Source organism: Pollutimonas bauzanensis (assembly GCF_900129885.1).
Taxonomy (GTDB): domain Bacteria; phylum Pseudomonadota; class Gammaproteobacteria; order Burkholderiales; family Burkholderiaceae_B; genus Pollutimonas; species Pollutimonas bauzanensis.
Map to the genome: position 1 here is coordinate 89,411 of NZ_FQXE01000001.1, position 16,915 is coordinate 106,325.

At 64.5% G+C, this 16,915-nt stretch carries 18 protein-coding genes; 15 read left to right on the forward strand and 3 right to left on the reverse strand.

The genetic code is table 11. The features are described 5' to 3' along the window. Positions 1-59 precede the first annotated feature (59 nt). Positions 60-1,268 (reverse strand): ROK family transcriptional regulator, encoded by a 1,209-nt coding sequence (locus tag BUB23_RS00455; protein WP_073100937.1) that lies wholly within the window; start codon positions 1,266-1,268, stop codon positions 60-62. Positions 1,269-1,404: 136 nt separating this feature from the next. Between BUB23_RS00455 and BUB23_RS00460 the strand changes: the two genes are divergently transcribed. The 7 genes from BUB23_RS00460 to BUB23_RS00490 all read left to right on the forward strand — a co-directional run bounded on the left by BUB23_RS00460 (position 1,405) and on the right by BUB23_RS00490 (position 7,542). Continuing rightward, a complete protein-coding gene (locus BUB23_RS00460) occupies positions 1,405-2,373 on the forward strand; it encodes a Bug family tripartite tricarboxylate transporter substrate binding protein (protein ID WP_073100939.1) in 969 nt (322 codons plus the stop codon). A 95-nt stretch (positions 2,374-2,468) separates the two neighbouring features. Further along, complete coding sequence (locus tag BUB23_RS00465) at positions 2,469-3,425, forward strand: Bug family tripartite tricarboxylate transporter substrate binding protein (RefSeq protein WP_178372239.1); 957 nt, start codon at positions 2,469-2,471, stop codon at positions 3,423-3,425. Further along, positions 3,397-3,633 carry a tautomerase family protein gene (locus BUB23_RS00470; protein WP_281255529.1) on the forward strand — a complete coding sequence of 79 codons (237 nt, stop codon included), beginning with the start codon at positions 3,397-3,399 and terminating at the stop codon, positions 3,631-3,633. Before BUB23_RS00465 ends, BUB23_RS00470 begins: the two co-directional genes overlap by 29 nt. A gap of 16 nt (positions 3,634-3,649) precedes the next feature. Continuing rightward, a complete protein-coding gene (gene lhpI, locus BUB23_RS00475) occupies positions 3,650-4,645 on the forward strand; it encodes a bifunctional Delta(1)-pyrroline-2-carboxylate/Delta(1)-piperideine-2-carboxylate reductase (protein WP_073100945.1) in 996 nt (331 codons plus the stop codon). Further along, the gene (locus BUB23_RS00480; RefSeq protein WP_073100947.1) at positions 4,642-6,042 is read left to right on the forward strand and encodes an MmgE/PrpD family protein; all 1,401 of its coding nucleotides are present in this window, start codon (positions 4,642-4,644) and stop codon (positions 6,040-6,042) included. Before lhpI ends, BUB23_RS00480 begins: the two co-directional genes overlap by 4 nt. Positions 6,043-6,089: 47 nt before the next feature. Next, positions 6,090-7,100 (forward strand): Ldh family oxidoreductase, encoded by a 1,011-nt coding sequence (locus tag BUB23_RS00485; protein ID WP_073100949.1) that lies wholly within the window; start codon positions 6,090-6,092, stop codon positions 7,098-7,100. Positions 7,101-7,230: 130 nt separating this feature from the next. After that, positions 7,231-7,542: an ArsR/SmtB family transcription factor gene (locus BUB23_RS00490; RefSeq protein WP_073100951.1), complete on the forward strand. Its 312-nt coding sequence runs from the start codon at positions 7,231-7,233 to the stop codon at positions 7,540-7,542. A gap of 74 nt (positions 7,543-7,616) precedes the next feature. Here the strand turns inward: BUB23_RS00490 and BUB23_RS00495 are convergent, their stop codons facing one another. After that, the gene (locus BUB23_RS00495) at positions 7,617-7,985 is read right to left on the reverse strand and encodes a carboxymuconolactone decarboxylase family protein (RefSeq protein ID WP_073100953.1); all 369 of its coding nucleotides are present in this window, start codon (positions 7,983-7,985) and stop codon (positions 7,617-7,619) included. A gap of 135 nt (positions 7,986-8,120) precedes the next feature. On the opposite strand from BUB23_RS00495, the gene BUB23_RS00500 reads away from it, so the two are divergent. The 8 genes from BUB23_RS00500 (at position 8,121) to BUB23_RS00535 (ending at position 15,361) form a co-directional block, all read left to right on the forward strand. Then, positions 8,121-8,645 (forward strand): rhodanese family protein, encoded by a 525-nt coding sequence (locus BUB23_RS00500; RefSeq protein ID WP_073100955.1) that lies wholly within the window; start codon positions 8,121-8,123, stop codon positions 8,643-8,645. 86 nt (positions 8,646-8,731) lie between these two features. Further along, the gene (locus BUB23_RS00505; protein WP_073100957.1) at positions 8,732-8,929 is read left to right on the forward strand and encodes a YgaP family membrane protein; all 198 of its coding nucleotides are present in this window, start codon (positions 8,732-8,734) and stop codon (positions 8,927-8,929) included. Between the two features lie 433 nt (positions 8,930-9,362). Beyond that, positions 9,363-10,439, forward strand: coding sequence for a LuxE/PaaK family acyltransferase (locus BUB23_RS00510; RefSeq protein ID WP_178372253.1), 1,077 nt, complete (start codon positions 9,363-9,365; stop codon positions 10,437-10,439). Next, entirely contained in the window at positions 10,436-11,962 is a 1,527-nt protein-coding gene (locus BUB23_RS00515; protein WP_084135606.1) for an acyl-CoA reductase, read from the forward strand. The genes BUB23_RS00510 and BUB23_RS00515 overlap by 4 nt, the downstream gene beginning before the upstream one ends. A 13-nt stretch (positions 11,963-11,975) precedes the next feature. Continuing rightward, on the forward strand, positions 11,976-12,725 hold the full coding sequence (locus BUB23_RS00520; RefSeq protein ID WP_073100961.1) for an ABC transporter ATP-binding protein: 750 nt from the start codon (positions 11,976-11,978) through the stop codon (positions 12,723-12,725). Next, positions 12,722-13,525, forward strand: coding sequence for an ABC transporter permease (locus BUB23_RS00525; protein ID WP_073100963.1), 804 nt, complete (start codon positions 12,722-12,724; stop codon positions 13,523-13,525). Before BUB23_RS00520 ends, BUB23_RS00525 begins: the two co-directional genes overlap by 4 nt. Further along, positions 13,522-14,529: an ABC transporter substrate-binding protein gene (locus BUB23_RS00530; RefSeq protein WP_073100964.1), complete on the forward strand. Its 1,008-nt coding sequence runs from the start codon at positions 13,522-13,524 to the stop codon at positions 14,527-14,529. The genes BUB23_RS00525 and BUB23_RS00530 overlap by 4 nt, the downstream gene beginning before the upstream one ends. Positions 14,530-14,593: 64 nt before the next feature. Then, the gene (locus tag BUB23_RS00535; protein WP_073100966.1) at positions 14,594-15,361 is read left to right on the forward strand and encodes an SDR family oxidoreductase; all 768 of its coding nucleotides are present in this window, start codon (positions 14,594-14,596) and stop codon (positions 15,359-15,361) included. 140 nt (positions 15,362-15,501) lie between these two features. Here BUB23_RS00535 and BUB23_RS00540 read toward each other — a convergent pair whose 3' ends face one another. Next, the gene (locus BUB23_RS00540) at positions 15,502-16,872 is read right to left on the reverse strand and encodes an MmgE/PrpD family protein (RefSeq protein ID WP_073101599.1); all 1,371 of its coding nucleotides are present in this window, start codon (positions 16,870-16,872) and stop codon (positions 15,502-15,504) included. Positions 16,873-16,915: the final 43 nt, after the last annotated feature.

Below are 16,915 nucleotides of genomic sequence, written 5' to 3' on the forward strand. Positions count from 1 at the left end.
CTCCTGCATGCCGCCGCAGTCGGCCCGCCGTGTCCTGGCGCCGCCGCTTCCCGACACCCTTAAGCAAGCCCCGCGAACCGCCCAAAATCCAGGCGCGGATCAAACACGAAAGCGTCCAGGGCCAGGCATACCGCCGCCTGCTCCAGGGTCATCGTCGATATCGACAGGGGTAGCTCCCGGGCGAGGTGGAAATTGTTCCTCACGCCCTCGACATAACTCGGAATCTGCGCCATGGCTCCCGCCAGGATGACCAGCTCCGGATCAAAAATGGGCGTCAACTGGCTCAAGGTTCGGCCCAGCCATTCGCCAGCCGAGCGAAATATTCTGACGGCGGCGATATCGTTGGCATAAGCCATCGCAGCCGCATGCTTGAGCAGCCATACGTTGCCTACCCGGGCGTCGTCAGGCTGGGCGGAGGTGATCGCCATGCCCAGCTGGGACAGGACGGCATAGCCCGACGCCACCGTGTTCAGGCAGCCGAATTCGCCGCAGGTGCACTGGCTGCCGGCAGCATCCACTTTCAAGTGCCCTATTTGCCCGGCTGAATTGCTGGCACCGCGCAGCATGCGCCGGTCTATCATTAGCGCCACTCCGACTCCCAGCCCCAGGTGTATCAGCAAGACGTTATTTTTTTGTTGTGCGATGCCTATCGTATGTTCGGCATGCAGGATCGCCCTTGGCCTGCCCTCGACACACGCCGGGACGGACAGCGCGGACTCGAAAATATCCGCAACGGGAAGATTTTCCCATCCCAGCGTCGGCGCCTGGAGAAGAATGCGATTGGACCGATCCACGGCCCCGGCGATGCCGATGCCTATGCCCGCGAGGCGCCCTGGCTCCAGCCCCGCCGTCCGCAGCATGTCGCGCGCCCTGTCGGCGCCATATTCCAGAGCCGCCTCGGGATTGTCGAACGACAGCAGGTTCAAATCCTGGCGGGCGACGACTTCTCCGCAAAGGTCGGCCAGGCACAGGGACTGGGAATTCGCGCCTATGTCCATTCCGAGCACGAACAGCCCTTCCCCCCTCAGCCCCAGGCTGACCATAGGCCGGCCTGGACGGCCATCGGCGGCCAGCGACCGCTCGGCAATCAGCCCGGCGTCGACGAGCTCGCGCGTGATGCGGGAAATGGCGGGTTCGGTCAGACCGGCGATGCGCGCCAGCTCCACCCTGGACATGAGCTTGTGCCTGCGCAATAGATTAAGCACCAGGCTGCGGTTGTCCCGGCGGATATCCTGCGTGGAAATGCTGCGTGTTTTTGGTCGGTGCATGGCCTCAGATCATAACAAGCATTCAGCTTGATGGCCTCGAAACGCAGGCAGCTTTAAATTACTTGTCGTCGGTAAGAAACTACGATAGACTCCGTTTTAACAAGAAAGCACAAATTTTTCAGCGAGGAGGCCAGACATGAAAATGCTTCGAATGCTTGCCGCGGGCGCCGCGATATTTCTCGCCGGCACAATGGCTGGCCTTGCCGGCGAAAGCTATCCCGCGCGCCCCATCAGCCTCGTAGTGCCCTTCGCCCCGGGCGGGGGCTCGGATCCCTTGGCGCGCGGCATAGGCGAACGCCTGACGCAGGCGCTGGGGCAGCCCGTGGTGGTGGAATACAAACCCGGGGCGAACGCATTGATCGCCGAGGGCTATACGGCCAGGGCCGCGCCGGACGGATACACGATATTGCTGGATACGACGGCGCTGGCTTTGAATCGGGCGCGGCAGGCAAAGGCTTCTTTCGACCTCAAAAAAGACCTGACGCCTGTGATCATGCCAGCCTGGGCTCCCCACGTCGTCATCGTGCGGGCCGATTCCCCCCACCACAATACCGGGAGCCTGATAAGCGCGATGCGCGCCGCTCCGGGGAAATTCACCTACGGCTCATTCGGCGCGGGCAGCACATCCCATTTGGCGGGCGTGCTGCTCGATTCGATGGCCGGCGCCAAGTCGATCCACGTGCCCTACCGCGGAGGCGCCCCGGCAATACAAGGGCTGCTGGCCGGCGACATCGATATTGTCTATGGCACGGTACCCCTGGCGATGCCATTCATCAAATCGGGTCAATTGAAAGCCCTGGCCGTTACCAGCAGACATAGAATTCCCGAATTGCCCGACACGCCCGCGATGGCGGAAACCCTGCCGGACTATGAAATCAATTTGTGGTGGGCCCTCTTGGCGCCCTCCGGCACCCCGCGCCCCGTAATCGACAAGCTCAACGCCGCCGTCACCCAGGCTGTTCGATCGGCCGAACTCCGCAAGCGGCTGGCCCCGCAGGGCTACAACTTCACCGATGGTCCGCCCGAGGAAGTTGCCGCATTTATTGCCGCCGAGGAGGAAAAGTGGGGAAGTCTCATCAAGAGTGAAGGTATCGCGTTGAATTGACCGTCCGTAGCTGCCAGGGCATGCAGGAAACGCTGCCCTGGCGATCCGCCCAAACCAAGGGTACAAGAACCGGAAAAGGAAGAATAATGCCGAGCATGATAAAACTTCTTTGGCTGCTGTTTGCAGTTTTATCCCTGGGTAGCGCCCGCGCGGCGTACCCGGACAAGCCGATAAAGATAGTGGTCACCCTGGCCGCCGGCGGCACCGCCGATATCCTCGCCAGGCTGGTGTCGAGCAAGCTGTCCCAATCGCTGGGCCAGCCCGTGGTGGTTGAAAACCGGCCTGGCGCCAGCGGCATGATAGGCGCGGAAAGCGTGGCCAAAGCCGCGCCCGACGGCTATACCCTGCTGCTGGGATACAACGCCGAAATTGCCATAAACCAAAGCCTGCTCGCCCGCATGCGCTACGATCCGATCCGCGATCTGGAGCCCATCACAATAGTGGGCGCCACCCCCATGGTCCTGGTCGTCGATCCCGCCCTGCGCGTCAAGACCTTGCCGGAGCTGATCGCATTGGCCAGGAAAAACCCCGGCGCCCTCTCGTACGGATCCGCCGGAGTCGGCAGCACGCCCCATCTTGGGTCCGAACTGCTGAACCATATGGCCTCGATCAACGTGCTGCATGTCCCCTATAAAAGCGCATCCCAGGCCGTTCCCGAAGTGATAGGCAAGCGCATATCTATGGTGTTCTCCGGCATGCCGCTGGCCATGCCTCATATCAGGGATGGGCGGCTGCAGGCGATTGCGGTCTCGACCCGCAGCCGCTCGGCGGCGCTGCCGGATACTCCGACCGTCGCGGAAATGGGCTATGCCGGCTTCGACATCACAAATTGGTTTGGAATGTTCGCCCCCGCGGGAACCCCGCGGCCCATCATCGACAAGCTTTACGCGGAGATACGGCTTGCGGTATCCACCGACGAGGTCAAACAGCGCATCAGCGGGGAAGGAGGAATGATCAATCCCCTTGCGCCGGCCGAGTTCAAGGATTTCATTCAGGCCGAGGTAGCCAAGTATCAATCGATCATTGCCAGTATCGGCCTCCAGAAGAATTAACCCCAAGAAAGGAAATGACATGCCACTTGCGCAGCTATACATCGGGAAAGGACGCAGTTACGAGGAAAAAGAGCAGCTGATACAGGCTGTCACCCAGGCCCTCGTAAACACGCTAGGCTCGAACCCGGATTCCACCTGGGTCGTTATCAACGAAATTCCCCGCAGCGAATGGGGAGTGGGCGGCAAGCCGCTGGCCAGGCCGGCCTGAGCCAGGAGGCATAAAAATGCTGACACTGAACGCGACGCAGACGCGCACCCATCTGCCCTTCCCGCAGATGATAGATGCAATCGAGAATATGTTCAGATCGGGGTGTATTGTTCCTCAGCGGCACATGCACGCCATCGACCCGCCAGCGGGCCGCGCCTCGCTGCTGTTGATGCCTGCCTGGCAACTCCATGGGCGCCTGGGCGTAAAGATTGTCACCGTTCATCCCGATAATTCCGATCGCGGCATGCCCGCGCTGAACTCCACCTTCACCCTCTTCGACGCCGCCGACGGCACGCCGCTAGCGCATCTGGATGGCAACGAGATCACTTCCCGGCGCACGGCGGCCGCCTCCGCGCTGGCGGCCCGCTTTCTCAGCAGGCGGGATGCCACGCGCCTGCTGGTAGTGGGCGCCGGCCGGGTTGCAAGCCTGATTCCGCAAGCCTACCAGGCAGTCTGCGATATCCAGCAAGTCAAGGTGTGGGATATCGACCCGGCGATGGCGCAGGCGCTGATCGAGCGCCTGCGCCTTGCGGGTTTCGATGCCGAATGGGCGCATGATCTCGAGCGGGCAGTCAAAGAGGCCGACATCGTCAGTTGCGCGACGCTCGCCACTCAGCCGCTGATCCATGGCGATTGGCTGCAGCCGGGCATGCACCTCGATCTCATAGGCAGCTTCACCGCCGCGATGCGTGAAGCCGATGAGACTTGCCTGCTGCGCGCCAATGTCTATATCGACACCGAAGAAGCGCTTCAGAAGTCGGGGGATTTCTTGGCCCCCCTGCGAGATGGCGTCTTTCGCGCGGAGGACGTGTGCGCCACCCTCGAACAATTGTGCAAAAGGCTGAAACGGGGCAGACGGGACCCGAACGGCATCACGCTGTTCAAAGCCGTGGGCACCGCGCTGGAGGATCTTGCCGTTGCCTCGCTCGCCTATGACGGCGCAAAACAGGCCGACTGCTGGAACACGCAGTCCGATTCATTAATTTCGTTGGATAGGGAGATCATGAAATGAGCAAAGCCATGGGAGAACTCTTGGCGCAATATGTCGTGGAACAAGACAGCCAGCGATTGCCCGCGGCGGTCATCCAGCAGGCGAAGCGCTGTCTGCTGGACTCGATCGGCGTGGCGGTTGCCGGCAGCGCCAAAACCTGGGCGCAGGCAGCGCTGCGTGAAGTCAGGAGGCAGGGCGGGCATGGGCAGGCGAGCATATGGCTATATGGGGATCGGGTGCCCGATACGTCCGCCGCTCTTGTCAACGGCATGTTCGCGCACAGCATGGACTATAACGATGATCACGCCGGAATTCAGGTCGGGAGCCTGATCCCGCCAACCGCCGCCGCGGTCGGCGAGGCGGTCGGCGCCTCCGGACGCGAGGTGCTGACCGCCATCGCGCTGGGCTATGACGTAGCCGTGCGCCTGGCCGATGCAATCAATTCCCAGCAACTCTACATGAGAGGCTTCCAACCTACCGCGGTCTGCGGTGTGTTCGCCGCCACGGCCGTGGCGGGCAGACTGCTCAAGCTTTCCGTGGGCCAGATGGCCGATGCGTTTGGAATCGCCGCCAGCTATGCGGGTGGCACTATTGAATTTCTCAAGGAAGGCACGGACACCAAACGCTTTCACGTTGCCAAGGCCGCGCAGGGCGGAGTGCTGAGCGCCCGGCTTGCCATGGCTGGCATGAACGGCCCCAGGTCCGTATTCGAGGGGGCTTTCGGCATCTTCAATGTTTATTCCGAACAGTCGCGCCCCGAGCGCCTGCTGGCCGAGCTCGGCGCACGCTACGACATTCTCGAGACATCATTCAAGAAATATCCTTTTTGCGACGGCAACGCCCCTCCGCTCGAAGCGACGCTGGCTCTGCTGCAGGAGCATGGGATCGCCATCGAGCAGGTGGCCTCGCTGCATTATCGGATCAAATCATTCCTGGTTCCTTATTGCATCGACTACCACGGTGACCGTTCCCGCAAATTCCGGCCCCGGAATGAACTGGACGCGCAAATGAGCCTGCCGTTCTGCATCGCCATGGGGCTATTGCAGAATGGAAAGCTGAAAGTAGACCATTTCGATCCCGCCAATTATGGCGACCCGCGCATCCATGCCATCGCGGACAAGGTCGACGCCAGCGCCGATCCCGAACTGGACAAGGTGCCCCTTCGTCCGATGTCGATGCCTTCCATCCTGACCATGACGCTGAACGACGGCAGAAAGCTGAGCAAGCGCGTGGACTACCAGAAAGGCGATCCGCGCAATCCCTTTACCGATCAGGAACTGGAAGAAAAATTCCGCTTCTGTGTCGAGGACTTCATGAGCGCCGGCCAAGCCGATCAAATCATCAGCGTCATCGACAGCCTAGATCAGCGCGGCGACCTGGGCAGCCTGAGCAGTGTCCTGGGCAAGCCCGGCAACTAACGCGCCGGCCTTGTCCGGAAAACCTCCACATATATGGAATCCCAGCAATGCGCGAAAACTCAGAGCCCGTGCTGCTAATGCCGGAAGACGTCCGCAACCTGGCAGTGCGCGCGCTGCGTGCTTGCGGCGTGCTCGAGAGCAATGCCGCATCGGTCGCGGAATCGATCGAGGCCGCCGAAGCCGACGGCATGCACAGCCATGGGCTGATGCGCCTGCCGGCATATTGCCGCCACGTCCTGTGCGGAAAAGTGGACGGAAGCGCGGTTCCCTGCCTGCGATACCCGATGCCGGGCGCGTTGCTGGTCGATGCGGCTCACGGCTTCGCCCATCCGGCGATAGACTTGGGCTTGCCGAGCTTGAGCGCCGCGGCCAAAAAACAAGGTATCGCCATGATGGCTGTGACGCGTTCATACAATGCCGGCGCGATGGGCTACCACGTCGAGCGGCTGGCGCGGTCTGGCGTCCTGGGGCTGGCCTTCGCCAATGCACCCGCCTCTATCGCGGCCTGGGGCGGTATACGGCCGCTTTTCGGGACCAATCCCATTGCTTTCTCCGCGCCCGGCCCTCGAGGGCCGGCGCTGGTCATCGACCAAGCGTGCAGCATTGTCGCCCGGGGCGAGGTGCTGCGTAAGGCGCTGGCAGGCGAAGCGCTGCCCGAAGGCTGGGCGCTCGACGCAGACGGCCGCGCCGCGCGGGACCCGCAAGCGGCGCTGGCCGGGACGATGCTCCCCATTGCCGGTCCCAAGGGCGTGAACCTGGCATGGATCGCGGAAGTGCTGGCATCCTCGCTGACAGGCGCCCAGCCTTCATACGAAGCAAGCTCCATCATTGACGACGAGGGCGGGCCGCCAGGGATTGGACAGCTGTTCATCGCAATGGCTCCGGACGGGTTCCTGCCCGGATTCGGCCAACGCGTCGACCAGATCTGTGATCGGATAAAGCGCGAACCGGGCGCCCGTGTGCCCGGCGCGGGCCGGTGGCGGGCCCGCGCCGGCAGCCGGGAATCCGGCATCGCCATCAGCCGCGGACTCTACGAGGAAATCCAGGCCTATTGCTGAACCGCTGTCCGCGCCGCAATCGAGGGCGGGCCTGGCCCGGCGCGCCGCCGCCGGGCCGAATACGCCTGCCCGCGAATAGCGAATAGAATTGGAACAGTCCAAATCAATAAAGGCTGATACACGGAGCAAGATGACGAAAGGCAAAAAGAACGGCGATTTCATGCAGGAAGGCGCGGCCCGCGCGGCCGCGATGATGCGCGCGGTAGGCAATGAACATCGCTTGCTGGTGTTGTGCCTGCTGATAGAGCATGGCGAACTGACAGTCGGCGGCCTGCTCGATCATGTCGACCTGAGCCAGTCGGCGCTGTCCCAGCACCTGGCCAAGATGCGGGATGAAGGCCTGGTGACGTTTCGCCGCGAGGCGCAGACGCTTTACTATCGCATCGGCAACCCCGACGTCGAGATACTCGTCGGCACGCTTAAGCGGATATTCTGCCCCTGACGCCTGGACGTCCTCTCTTGCATGCCAGCCGCCGGGAAGCGCCCGGGAATGCCGGCCGACGCCATTGGGATGATCTAAGCGGCCTGCCCCGCCGCATGCGCCGCTGAAAACTCCTCGTATGCCGCGATGGCGTTGGCGGCATACATCAGCGAAGGCCCCCCGCCCATGTAGACCGCCACGCCGAGCACTTCGCGCAATTCATCGGGCGTGGCGCCCATGCGAACCAGCGCCTGGCTGTGAAAGCCTATGCATCCGTCGCAGCGCGCGGCGACGGCGATGCCCAGCGCGATCAGTTCTTTGGTCTTGGGCTCCAGTGCGCCGCCCGCCATGGCGGCCTTGCCCAGCGCCCCGAAACTCTGCATGACTTGCGGCAGGCCGCTGCGCAGCGAACCGAGCTTGTCCGTGATGTCCCGGGTAAGGGATTGGTAATGGCGAGAGGTCATATGCTGGCTCCTTGAAGTGATGTGCCGTTGCGTTGCGCTGCATCAATTGCATTGCATTGATTATCCATTAGAATACACTAAATTAGTTATTACTAATATAATGCAGTCGAACCATTCTGGTCGAGGAAATCCATCATGCCTATTCCCTCCATCGAGCCCCGGGAAGCGCAGGCGCTTGCCGCCAACGGGGCGGTCCTGGTCGATATCCGCCCCGCCGGCGACTATGCGCGCGAACATATTGCCCAGGCGCGCCATATTGCAATGGAGCAGTTGGCCGCGCAGGGGTTCGCGCCGGGCCAGGCGAGCGCGGTGATCTTCCATTGCCGCTCGGGCAATCGCACGCGCACAAATGCCCAGGCCCTGGCGGCCTGCGCCGCTTGCAAGGTTTATGTGCTGGAAGGCGGGATCGATGCCTGGAAGAAGGCCGGGCTGCCCGTGGTGAAGGACAAATCGCGGCCCATTGAACTGTCGCGCCAGGTTCAGATCGCCGCCGGGCTGCTGATCGTGGCCGGCGCGGTCCTGGGCGCGGCGGTGTCGCCCTGGTTCCACGCGCTTTCGGGACTGGTCGGCATCGGGCTGATGTTTGCGGGGCTTTCCGGCTTCTGCGGGCTGGCGCGCGTGCTCGGGAAAATGCCGTGGAACCGCGACCCGCCCGCATGAAGCGGCGCCGGCGGCGGCGCCTGTTTTTCGTCCCGGCCCATGGCGGCCGGGGAAGTGCTTTTCAATGAACTTGCCAAGGAAAAATCATGAAATTCAATGTAGGTGGTATCGACCGGCTATTGCGCATCCTCGCCGGTATCGTGCTCATTGCCCTGGCGGCGACCCATACCGTAGGGTGGTGGGGCTGGCTGGGCGCCATCCCTCTGCTGACGGGCCTGGCGGGTTTCTGCCCGCTCTATGCGATTCTGGGCACTGGCACCTGCCCGTTGAAGAACCCGAAATAGGAGCGCAAGCGCCGCGGTCGCCCATGCCCGCGCAATGAGCGACTACAAGGCCCGGCTTGCCAGTCCCTGCGGCAGCTTTCCTCGGCTCGGACGGCAAGGCAGTCCGCCTTGCCGGAGAGCTATTTCATTCCGCGAGCCCTCGCACGCCAGGCTATGTATAATCGACGATGCTCCGGGGTGTGTCCTGGCCTGCAAAGGCGGACGCTGAGATGGCCGCGCCGAACCCGCGAACTTGAATCGGATCATACCGACGTAAGAAGAGTCGTCTGCCACGGTGCAAGCCGCGAGCCGCATGCGCCCCAGGCGGGTGGTTTGCGCGCTGGCGCGCCAGGCTGGCGCTTGCCTACCCTTTCGGAGCATGAGTGCCGGCCCTTGCCGGCGAATGACCAGAGAAAGGGCGACCGTGACCAATACCGACACCGCTGCGCCAGAAATGGCGCCGGACATCGTGACAGACCTGCTGGATTTCATGGACCGGCCACAAGCCGGCGATGATGAATTCAACGCCCTGGCATTGAGGCTGTTCGCGCATCAGTTCCGGCACAACCTCGCTTTCCAGCGCTATTGCCAGCAACAGGGCAAAACGCTGCGCACCATCAAGCACTGGCGCGACATTCCGCAGGTGCCCATCAACGCTTTCAAGGACTTGACGCTGAGCTGCGTGCGGCCCGAACGCTGCGAGCGGGTCTTCATGACCAGCGGCACCACGCGCGCGGACGTCAAGGGCCGCCACTACCACCCGCATTTGCGCGTGTACGACCGCTCCATGGCGCTGCATTTTTCCCGGCGCTTCATGCGCGGGGCGCAACGCCTGCGCATGGGCATCCTGTTTCCGACCGAAGACATGATGCCCAACTCGTCGCTGGCTCATTACCTGGCCCTGGCGCTGCGCGATTTCGGCGCCCCGGGCAGCGGATATTTCGTGAACCCGCAAGGCATGGACACCGAGGGCCTGTGCGACAGCCTGGCCCGGGCACAGCGCGACGGCGAACCCTACGCCTTGCTGGGGGCCAGCTACAGCTTCGTTCACTTCATGGATGAACTGCGGCAGCGGGGGCTGGCGTTCTCGCTGCCGCCAGGCAGCCGCCTGTTCGATACCGGCGGATTCAAGGGCCAATCGCGCGAACTCGCCATGGACGACTTTTATCGCCAGCTCACCGCAAGCTTCGGCGTGCCCGCCAGCGCGTGCACCAATATGTATGGCATGACGGAACTGAGCACCCAGTTCTACGACGATGGCAACGCCACGCTGCCCGCGGTGAAGTCGGGACCGCACTGGATCCGGTCGCGCCTGGTGGACCCGCTGTCGGGGCGGGACGTGCCCACGGGCGAACGCGGCGTGCTGGCCCACTGCGACCTGGCCAACTTCAACTCGGTCACCACCATCCTGACCGAGGACGTGGGCGTGGCCGTAGACGGCGGTTTCCTGCTGTTGGGACGCGCCCAGGGCGCCCAGGCCAAGGGCTGCTCGATGGCCATGGATGCCTTCCTGCAGGCGGCAAGAGCATGAGCCCCGCGGAATCATTCAGGGCCGTCCCGCCCGCGCATCCATCCGGCCGCGCCGAATGCGCGCCGCGCGCGGTCCAAGCCGTGGCCGGCTATATCCCTGGCATCGATCCCGGCGCGCTGAGCTGGGAAACGCTGGCCTTCGAAGCCCATGGACAGCGGGTTCAGGTGGCCCTGCCGCGCCTCACCCCGGCGCAGCTGGAAACCGTGGCGGCCGGCGTGAGCGCGGCGGCGCAGGAGCATCTGGCCGCATTGCCGGTTCTGGATATCGTGGACGCCATCGACCGGGCCATAGCCCGGATGCTCGACGCTTCGGATCCCCAACGTCAGGAGGCCGAGCAATTGCTGGCTGTCGTGACGGGTTTCGATCCCGAGATGCTGCGCCTGGGGCTCAACGCCAGCCTGAAGGCTTTCCGCCGGCCGCAATTGCTGCGCATGCTGGCCGAGGACTTTGGCGATCCGGGCCTGCTCGATGGCTTCCGCCCGCGCGCCAAGGGCGGCTGGTCGCGCGCCTACGGGCCGGCGCTGCTGGCGCATGTCTGGGCGGGCAATGTGCCTGGCCTGCCGCTATGGAGCATGGTGGCGGGCCTGCTGGTGAAAGCCGGCAGCGTGGGCAAGGTCTCCAGCGACGAGCCGCTGTTCGCGGGCTGGTTCGCGCGCGTGCTGGCCGAGGTCGAACCGCGCCTGGCCGGCGTGTTTGCCGTGGTCTGGTGGCGCGGCGGAGAAACCGAACTGGAGCAGGCGCTTTGCCGGCAGGCCGACGTGCTGACCGTCTACGGCGGGGTAGCGGCGCTGGACGCCTGGCAGCGCCAGGTGCCCGCGGGAGCCCGCCTTCTGGCGCACGGCCACAAGCTGAGCGCGGGGCTGGTATCGGCGTCGGCGCTGGACGCGCGCCAATCGCAGCTCACCGCCCGGCTGGCCGCGCGGGACATGATGCAGTGGGACCAGCAGGGCTGCTATTCGCCGCAGGTTTTTTATGTCGAGCGCGGCGCCCAGGTCTCTCCCAGGGAGTTCGCCTATCAACTGGCCGGCGAGCTGGCGGCGCTGCAGCGCCAGTTCGCGCGCCGCAGCTTGTCGCTCGAAGAAATCCACAGCGTCGCCAGCTGGCGCCAGGCGCTCGAGCTGCAGGGTTTGCGCGACGGAAATGTCGAATTGCTGGGGCCGGCCGACGCGCCCTGGTGCGTGGCCTACATCGACATGCCGCAAGCTCCCTCCCCCGGCGCGCTGAACCGCACGGCTTGCGTGCTGGCGGTCGACAGCCTGGAGCAGGCCGCGCGCTGGCTCGGCGGCCAGCGCGTCCACCTGCAGACGGTGGGCCTCGCGGCCAGTCCGGAAGAATTGTTCCGCCTGGCCCCCGCACTGGGCCGGGCGGGCGCGACCCGCATCTGCGCCCTGGGCTCCATGGCGACACCCGAAGCCGGATGGCACCACGACGGGCGCTTCAGTCTGCTCGACCTGGTGCGCATGGTCGACATCGAAACCTCCGCGGAACAGGCCGCCGAGGCATTGGCCTTATACCGGGACTGAACCACGGACCACTATGGACGACGTTTTCTTGAGCATGCGGCAGGTCAACTACCGCTATCCCGGCGCAGCGGTCGGGGTGGACGAGGTGGACTGGTCCATGCCGGCCGGCGCTTTCCATTGCCTGCTGGGACGCAGCGGCTGCGGCAAATCCACGCTGCTCAAGCTGGCCGCGGGACTGCTGTTGCCTGAAAGCGGCGCGATCATGATAGAGGGCCAGCCGGTGCGCGGCCCCGGACTCGCGACCGGCTTCGTGTTCCAGACCCCGACCTTGCTGGAGTGGCTGAGCGTGATCGACAATGTGCTGCTGCCGGTATCGCTGCAACGCCGTCCCGGCACCGCCGATACCGCGCGCGCGCGGGTTTTGCTCGAACAATTGGGCCTTCACGCCTTGCACGGGCGCTATCCGCGGCAGCTTTCGGGCGGCCAGCAAAGCCGCGTGGCCATCGCGCGCGCCCTGCTCACACAGCCCCGACTGCTGCTGATGGATGAACCATTCGCCGCGCTCGACGCGCTGACGCGCGAGGAACTGCAGGACACCCTGCTCGCCGCCTGCCGCCTGCGGGGCACCTCGGTGCTGTTCGTCACCCACGATATCACCGAGGCGGTTTATCTGGGGGACCGCGTGGCCGTGATGGATCATGGCCGCATCCGCTGCGACGAGCCGGTCGAATTGGCTTGCCCGCGATCGCCAGGGCTGCGCCACAGTCCGCAGTTCAATGCGGTCTGCGCCAAACTGCGCCGGGCCATGGAGACCGTCCAATGAAGGCCGCGCCCGCGGAGGCCGCGCTATGGAAATCGCCGCGCGCCTGGTCGCTGTTGCTGCTGGCCGCCGTGCTGCTGGCCTGGGAATGGGCGGCGGCCGCCTTTGCATGGTCGCAACTGGTGCTGCCGGCTCCCTCCGCCGTTGCCGCCTCATTGTGGCGCGGCTTGCATTCCGGCTACTTCTGGCCGCACATCGCGCAAACCACCCTGGAGGTGCTGGCCGGCCTGGCCCTCGGCGGCGCGTTCGGCTTCGCTTGCGGCCTGGCGCTGGGCGTATCGGCCTTCGGCCGGCGCGTGCTCATGCCTTATGTGGTGGCCAGCCAGGTCGTGCCCAAGCTGGCGCTCGCGCCGCTGTTGATCGTATGGCTGGGCTTCGGCACCTTGCCTATGGTCGTCATTACCGCGCTGGTATGCTTCTTTCCCTTGCTGGAAAGCACACTGACCGGCATCGCCCAGGCCGACATCTCCCGGCTGGAACTGTTTCGGATGCTGGGCGCCACGCGCTGGCAGACCCTGTGGCGCCTGAAAGTGCCTAGCGGGCTGCCCGGCATCCTGGCCGGTTTCCGCATGGCGGTCGTGCTGGCGCTGGTCGGGGCCGTCGTCGGGGAGTTCATCGGCGGCAACCAGGGCCTGGGCGCCGTGATCATCGCCGCCCAGGGCTCCATGGACACGCCGCTGATGTTCGCGGCGCTGGCGCTCATCACCGCTGAAGGATTATTGCTCTACCTCGGCGCCATATGGCTGCAGAAACGCCTGCTGCGCCCCTACGCTGCCCATCATTCAGGAAAAAATCAAGCATGAAACACATGAGACGCGCGTTCATGCGCCGCCTGGCCGCGCTCGGCGCGGGCGCGGCGCTGACGCTGAATATGCCGGCGGTCCGCGCCCGCGACGCCCAACTGGAAAAAATCACCCTGGCGGGCTGGAGCAAGCCCATCACCGAGATCATCAACCTGCTGGCCGAGCCGGACAAGGGCTTCTTCCGCGCCCAAGGGCTGGCGCTGGACTATCTGCCCGGCGCCGGCGGCGGCGACGCCCTGCGCAACCTGCTCAGCGGCCAGGCCGACGTGGCCTTCACCGATCCGGGCTCCTTCTTCGCCGCGCTGGACAAAGGGGCCAGGCTGCGCGCGGTCTACGACATCTACCCGCAGAATGTGTTCAACGTGGTGACGCTTGCATCCAGCGGCATCACGGCGCCGTCCGATCTCAAGGGCAAGCGGATAGGCGTGTACAGCCTGTCCAGCGGCACGCGGCAGAATCTGCAGATTCTCCTGCAACAGGCGGGACTGAGCGAGGATGACGTGACGGTGGTGGTGACCGGCCTGCTCAATTTCGCGCCGCTCATCCAGGGCCAGGTGGACGCCACGGCCGCCACCGACACAGGCCTGGCGCTGGCGCGCAGGCGCGGCGTGGGCGAGGTCCACGTGATCGAAGTCGGGAAATACCTGAATTATTCAAGCGATCTGCTGGTGGTGCGCGAAGCCACTTACCAGCAGGACAAAGACAGGCTGCGCCGCTTTCTCGCGGCCTATCGCCGCAGCGTCGAATGGATGATAGGCGAACCCGGGCAGGCCGCCAGCCTGGCGCAGCGCCGCGCCATTGACGGGCAGGACGCGGCGCTGAACCGGGAAATCATCGACGTGCGCAATCGCTCCAGCGTCTCCGACCTGACGCGCCGGCGCGGCCTGGGCACGCTGGATCTGGCCTCGCTGCAACAGGCGGCGGATGCCTACCTCAAGCTGGGCCTGATCAGCCGCGGCATCGCGGTGCGCGACGTCGTGGCCCTGGATTTGCTGCCCGAATAGCGTGTTTGCCAGAATGGCTTGTTGCCCGAATATTGAATTTGAATAGATACCGGACGGATCAGATATGGACTTCAAGAACAAAGTAGTGCTGGTGACCGGCGCCAGCCGCGGCATAGGAGCCGCCATCGCGCAGGCTTTCGCCCGCGAGGGCGCGCTGGTGGCGGTCAATTACCTGAGCAACGCCGATGCAGCCGCCCAGGTGGTCGCGCGCTGCGCGGAGCTCGGCGGAGACGCCTGGGCCTTGCGCGCCGACGTGATGCAGGCCGCGGCGGTGGACGGCATGGTGGCGCAAGTCCTCCAGGAAGCGGGGCGTATCGACGTCGTGGTCAACAATGCGCTGCGCCCCTATCGTTTCGATCCCGACCAGCGGCGCCGCTTCCAGGAGCTGGACTGGCCCGCCTACCGCGAACAATTCGACGGCGCGGTGCAAAGCGCCTGCAATGTATGCCGGGCGGTGCTGCCGCACATGCGCCAGCGCGCCAGCGGCAGCATCGTGAACATTGCCAGCGACTTGGCGGAACACCCCATCGTGCCCTATCATGACTATGCCACGGCCAAGGCCGCGCTGGTGGGCTTCAGCCGCCATCTGGCGGCTGAAATGGGGCCCTCGGGCATACGGGTCAACTGCGTGGCGCCCGGCCTGGTCTGGCCCACTGATGCGAGCCGCGGGACACGGGAGTCGCTGCGCCAGCAACTGGCGGCCCAGACGCCGCTGCGCCGCATCGCCACCCCCGAAGACGTGACAGGCCCGGTGCTGTTCCTGGCCTCCGACTGGAGCGGTTTCATGACGGGCCAGGTGCTGTATGTGGATGGCGGGCTGGTGATGCGCTGATCTTGAATGCCTGACGCGCGATCGAAACGGATTTCGGCAACGGCGCGGTGCGCGACGACACGCAAATCAATGAGCACATCGCATTAAGACCAGCCCGCGTCATGCGGGCAGGACGACGCGGTCAAAGGCGCCCATGCGTCTCACTTTCTGGACAGCTCGGTAATGCGCTGCACGTTGGCGATATCCGCCAGCTTCCAGCATTCGGCGATCAGCTGCCCGGTTTGCCCGGCCCCGAGTATGGCGTCGGACATGCCCCGGAATTTGTTTTCGAGATCCTGGTCGGTCATCGGGCGCTGCAAAGAACCAATGGCGTGCTCCACGTGCACGTGCACGCTGCTGCCGTCCTTCAAGGTGGCGACGGCGTCGACGCTGGCTTCGCTGATCGCGCTGTCGACCGTGGCCACGACCTTGTCGCGCACGGCGACCACGTCAGGACGCGTGACGATGTCGTCGGCATATTCCTGCTCCGAAGCCTGGCCGAAGATCAGCCCGGCGGCGCATCCGTGGTAGACGCTGAACTTGCCCTGCAAGCCGTCGGTGGGCGTTTTCTTGCCGGTCAGCTCGAGCACCAGCGCATGCACCTTCAGATCGATGCGGACCAGGTTCTCCGGCGTCACGCCCTTTTGGCGCAGTTGGACGCAGGCGTCGATGCTGGGATGAATCACGATGCCGCAGGCAAACGGCTTATAGGAATTGAATGAAATCTCGAAACGCTCGCCCAGCTCGTCGGTGATTTCGTTCCAGTCGTACTTGGTCGATACGACCTGCGCGAATCCGCGGGGGGCTTCGATAGCCCGGCTGCTGGATGTGAACCCTTCCTTCGCCAGCAAGGCCGCCATGAGGCCCGCCTGCGCCGCCGCGCCGGGGTGGAACGGCTTGGTCATCGTGCCGAACTGTTCCCTGAGCCCGACAGGCTGCGAAGCCGCTATGCCCAGCGCCATGACGGTCTGCTCGACGCCCAGGCCCAGCAGGCGCGCGCAGGCCGCGGCGGCGCCCAGGCCGCCCGTGGTGCCGGTGATATGCCAGCCGCGATCGTAGTGATCCGGATAAATCATGTTGCCGACGCGGCAGGAGACATCAATGCCGATGATCAGGGCATCGATCAGTTGGCGGCCGCTGGCCCCCGTATGCTCGGCCAGGGCCAGCAAGGCGGAGCATACCGGGCCGGCCGGATGGATGATGGTCTTCAGGTGCGTATCGTCGAAATCGAAGGTGTGGGAGGTAATGCCGTTGATCAGCGCCGCGCCGGCGATGTCCACCTTTTCCTTGCGCCCCAGCACGGTGGCCTGGGCCGAGGGCTCGAGCACCTGGACGGCGGCCAGCGCGGCCTGGCCGGCTTCATGCTGCGAAGCGCCTATGGCGCAACCCAGCCAGTTCATGAAAGTGCGGTGCGCTTCGTGCTCGACCTCGGCGCTCCATCCCTGCGAGGGGTGATTGACGATATATTCCGCCAGTATCCTGGTAACCGGAGGGGCATTGCGGTCGGCGTCGACCTGTGTATTGCGGGCCATAAATTTCATTCATCCAAAAAAAAAGCGTCAACTATTCAAATAA